Annotated in this window: 5 protein-coding genes; all 5 read left to right on the top strand. The window is 38.7% G+C overall.

Annotated elements, in window-relative coordinates:
- The coding region (locus FTU09_RS13465; protein WP_180080543.1) for a hypothetical protein at positions 1–1599 on the top strand (1599 nt) is incomplete at its 5' end.
- A 14-nt stretch (positions 1600–1613) separates the two neighbouring features.
- A complete protein-coding gene (locus FTU09_RS13460) occupies positions 1614–1892 on the top strand; it encodes a hypothetical protein (RefSeq protein ID WP_180042330.1) in 279 nt (92 codons plus the stop codon).
- Positions 1893–2146: 254 nt separating this feature from the next.
- Positions 2147–3076, top strand: a complete 930-nt coding sequence (locus FTU09_RS13455; RefSeq protein ID WP_180080540.1) for a replication initiation protein — start codon at positions 2147–2149, stop codon at positions 3074–3076.
- 459 nt (positions 3077–3535) lie between these two features.
- The gene (locus FTU09_RS13450) at positions 3536–4066 is read left to right on the top strand and encodes a plasmid mobilization relaxosome protein MobC (RefSeq protein WP_180080537.1); all 531 of its coding nucleotides are present in this window, start codon (positions 3536–3538) and stop codon (positions 4064–4066) included.
- On the top strand, positions 4056–4719 hold a 664-nt coding region (locus FTU09_RS13445), incomplete at its 3' end, for a relaxase/mobilization nuclease domain-containing protein (RefSeq protein ID WP_180080534.1). The genes FTU09_RS13450 and FTU09_RS13445, both read left to right, overlap by 11 nt.

Here is a 4719-nt window from a genome sequence, read left to right as displayed (position 1 = left end):
AATTTTTCAGGTAAAACCAAGCCTGAAAAAAAGGAACTTTTAAACAAAATCGTTGCCCAACGCATTAACGCAGGCGTGATTCAAGACCGTACCGATGTTGTGCAAACGCTTGCTGAATACGGAATCATCACACGAAACGCTAAAGATACTATTTCAGTCAAATTACAAGGCGATAAGACAGCCATAAAAATGGAAGGGGAGTTTTATAAAGATGGATTCAATGTCACTGCTTACGCAGAAAATCGAGCTAGAGCAGAAGCAGATCAAAGCGCATCAAGAGCAAATGAAGTCGATGCAAAACGAGTTAATGAACTCTATAACAAACTTCAACGAGCAACTGAATCAAGAGCTAGATTCTTTGCAGACAAGTACCAGGTCCCGATTGAAATTTATAGACAACGAAATACAGCAGAGCTGTCAGAACTTGATCAACAACGCACAAGAGAAAATAGAATCAGTGCAGAAACTGACGCACCAATCAACAGAACTATTGAATCAAGTCCAGACTCTAGTGAAGCAAGCAGAAAGCATGAAAATTCAGAGCTTAGAGCAACAACAGACACAGCAACAACAGCAGAAAATCAGTCTAATTTTGTCAGTATCATGCACAGCGTTACTGCTAATTCTGATCATAATTTTATTGGTGAAGTAAATGAGCGAATTACAGCAGTTAATCAGTCAGCAAGTCAGCTTGCTACAGAAACAGAACGAGCTACAGCAGACTTGTATCAACGAACAGAAGAAGTACATCGAGCACTTAGAACAGCGCAACACAGCACTAATTCAGCAGATGAACCAAGTGCCGAAACTCGATTTGTCCGAGTCTTTACAGACATTCGCAATGCAAGCGCAAAAACATTTGCAAGAGAAATTGCTCAAGGTACTGGAGAACTCGAACATCGAAAAATTAGTGCAGAGCAAGATCAATCAAGAACTAAAGCCGATGCTGGACGATATACAGCTCACACAATCGCAATTAACGAAAGCACTTTCGACAGTATCATCATTGAATACAGCAACAGACAACGAAATCAACGTAAGCGAGCTAAACAACAAGTTGCAGAACTTAGAACTTTCAGTCAAGAACTTGATCGAACAGCTAAACACATTGATTTAATTACACGACAACTCAGTAATATTGTGATTAAACCCAAGTCATGTACTGAATTAACTCAATATTTCAAAAACAATGGTTATCGCTCACCGACTGCGGAGCGTATTGCAGTCTGGTCAGAACGTCAGCACGAAGCATTTAAAAATCGAAATATTGAGCAAGTCGCTTATTACATCGAAACAAAATATCAAGAAATCGGACACTATCAACATTATGCAAATGGGCTGAGTAGAGATGAAATTGATATTGTAAACAAGATGATACGCAATGATGAGCGCATTATTGATTATATGAAAAAATCAGGCTGTCATCTGAATTACGACACTCGACAAAAGCTCAATCGGACATTCTCACTTGAACGAACTTCAAACGAATATCGCTTAAATGATCTTGATAAAAAAGAAAACGAAGTTAAGCCGTTATTTCAGGCGAAGCCTGAAACAAAAGCTATTGAACGTAATAATGACAACGGATTCACAATGTAGGAGATGAAAAAATTATGAAAATAGATATTAGCGAGCACTTTGAAACATCATCAATCAGTGACGTTGCTTATGCTGCAATGCTTACTTTTTCTGAAATGGAAAATGTAGACTTGTCTTATTTACATGATGTGTACGAACAATTAAATGCAGAAAAACATTGGCTGTTACAGCTAAATTGGTGTCATGAAAAAATGGACAATCAAAACTTTTTTACTTTGTGTAAAAGCTTGAACTATGACCCGATTGAGTTAAATCAAGCATTCAACGTGATCAAGCGTAAAAGTAGAAGATGACCCTTTATTTTTCTGCGTAGCAATGTTTTACATTGCTGTACTCGAAAAAAAAGTGTCTCTAAATCACTGTTTTTTCTGCAGTATGCTTTTATTGAAAACAGTGGTACATTTTTTATAGGCGAAAAAAAACAGGTCGGCAAACCTGTTTTTCTTCGGAATTTTAATAAATGCTTGAAAACACTAAAATTAAAACACCTGAAACTTGATTTAATTTTAGCAGTGTTTGCGAGCTTTGCAAGCAGTTACTGTTACAAATGAATAAATTACAGCCTCAACTTGAGCTATTTCCGAGTTTTATCGGTAATTTACCGACCAAACCGTATTGCACAAATGACCTTTCGACTGGTCTAAAAATCCGTCCAAAAAATTCGGCTATCTCATTCAAATATATACAGCCGAATAGCCCTTTCTATCAGCATTACTTTGTTCTTGATCTCGATTACGAATCAGCATTGAGTGAAATTTTATATTCGCTTGATGGTGTACCAATGCCCAACTTTGTTGCTGAAAATCCTCAGAATGGACGGTTACACGCCTTTTTCGAGCTAAAAACACCCATTTACACAACTGATGCAAGCAGACAGAAGCCAATCATGCTCGCAAATGCCGTTTATTTGCGTTTACGTGAGCTTTTTAATGCTGATGTAGGGTACTCAGGCTTAATCAGTAAAAACCCGATACACGAGCAATGGCGCACGTACAGCCTTAGAAAAAAACCTTATACGCTGAATGAACTATCTTCAAAATTAGACATTGATTGGCAAGAAGCAAAAAAACCACCTAAGCAACACGAAGCAATAGGACTTGGACGCAATTGTTATATTTTCCATACTGCAAGATTTTGGGCGTATAAAGCGGTCAGAGAATACAGAGGAAAAACATATAACAACTGGCTACAAGCAGTTATAGACCACTGTTTAAAGCTCAACGAGGGCATTACAGAGCCAATGCAGTACAACGAGGTAAAGAGTATTGCAAAAAGTATTAGCCGATATTGTTGGAAAAAAGACGCATATCACTATCAAGAGTTTATACAGCGTCAGGCATACAAAGGGGCTTTAGGCGGTAAGAAGTCTAAACGTGGCTGTAAGAATGATTCAGAGCGTACATTGAAGCCATGGGATGCACTGGGTATAAGTCGAGCTTGGTATTACAGACAAAAGAAAAATGGACTTTTAGAGTAGACCAAATAAGCCTAAATCAGATAATAGCCCCCGTGAGGGGGGGGTTTTTATTTTCTTAATTAAGTTTTTAAAAAATTATTATTGCAGGGAGTTAGCGAGGTTGTGGGCAAAGACAAAACCTGTGCATCAAACCTGTGTGCAACTCAACGTATAAATCTCTGATTTATGCGGAGTTGTGCATAGTGTTTGTGCATAGATCAGTTTTGTCGGTGCGAAGCATTGTCCATCAATCTTGCAACGACCAGACAGCATAATTACAGATAGCCTTTGTTTTGTGCTTCAACATTCTACGAATATTGAATACACAAAAACAAGATGCTATTGTAATTAAGCAAGCCTACTCTGTAGCTACAATTTTCAGCCCTGCTACGCAGTTCCGAAAAGTTGTAGCACAGAAGTCTTGTTGAGGGCTTCGCCCCCAAACCCCCATCCAAAACCATAAGCAGGGGAGTGGTAAAAATGGATGATGAAGACTTAACAAAATTTAAAAAGATCAATCCGAAATCAGAAGTTAAACGTCTACGTCTGACAGTTGATGAAAAAAATCAGCTTGATGATTTTCTTGAGAAAAGAAACTTACAGTTTAGTGACTTCAATAATCGACTAATCAAAAATGCGATTAGTGCAGAATTTCATTTAGTTGAAATGCCTGATCACTATTTGAAACCTACATTTCCACTTAAACAAAAAAAGCACCACCGAGCACCGCCAAAAGTAGACCCAGCATTATTGATGGAACTTGGTCGAGTCGGTACAAATCTGAATCAGTGTGCTAGAGCCTTGAATCTAATTAAAAATGACAGACAACAAGAGTTGGATCTCACTCAAGAATTTAGCTTTATCGAATGTCTGCAAGTGCTTCAAGCAATTCAAGAAGATATACATGCCGTGATCGGTGAAATTAAAAAAACAACAATGTCAGATACTGCTATCGAGAATGCGAGAGTCCGAGCAGTCAAAGCCGTGGAGTTAGTGACCGATGCACATTAAATTTACTAAGCACGGCAAAGGCTGTCCACGCAAAGCCGTTGGCTATTTACTTGCTGAAAAAGATAGTAAGGGCGATTTACGTCCTGATATTCAAACTTTACGAGGCGATGCAAAAACCTTTGTTTCTATTGTCGAAAGCCTAAATTTTGATTATCGCTATTCGTCAGCAGTAATCGCATGGTCAAAAGAAGACAATCCAACGGATGCACAGATTCAAGAAACATTAGATCAATTCGAAAAACATGCTTTTGCTGATTTAGACCCGACACGCTATCACATGAATGCCGTGCTACACGTAGCTCAGGATGGTTCAAAGCATGTGCATGTTTTGGTGCCGCGTGTCGATCTTGGAACAGGTAAGTCATTAAATATTGCTCCGCCCGGACACGAAAAATACTTCGATAAGCTCAGAGATTATTTAAACGAAAAATACACCTGGTCCAAGCCTGACGACCTCGCCATTTTAAAAGCTGATGTACAGCTACCGCACCACACACATTCACAAAGATTGGCGGCCGTAGAAATCAATTTTTCAGGTAAAACCAAGCCTGAAAAAAAGGAACTTTTAAACAAAATCGTTGCCCAACGCATTAACGCAGGCGTGATTCAAGACCGTACCGATGTTGTGCAAACGCTTGCTGAATACGGAATCA

Source organism: Acinetobacter sp. YH12058, from assembly GCF_013419805.1.
In the GTDB taxonomy this organism is placed as follows: domain Bacteria; phylum Pseudomonadota; class Gammaproteobacteria; order Pseudomonadales; family Moraxellaceae; genus Acinetobacter; species Acinetobacter towneri.
Note: the sequence above shows the minus strand (reverse complement) of the source record. Positions and strands in the feature narration are given on the sequence as shown.

Bases quoted from the DNA above. Each gene is read 5' to 3' on its own strand.
- FTU09_RS13450 (WP_180080537.1), top strand. From the start codon at position 3,536: ATGGATGATGAAGACTTAACAAAATTTAAAAAGATCAATCCGAAATCA.
- FTU09_RS13460 (WP_180042330.1), top strand. From the start codon at position 1,614: ATGAAAATAGATATTAGCGAGCACTTTGAAACATCATCAATCAGTGAC.
- FTU09_RS13455 (WP_180080540.1), top strand. From the start codon at position 2,147: ATGAATAAATTACAGCCTCAACTTGAGCTATTTCCGAGTTTTATCGGT.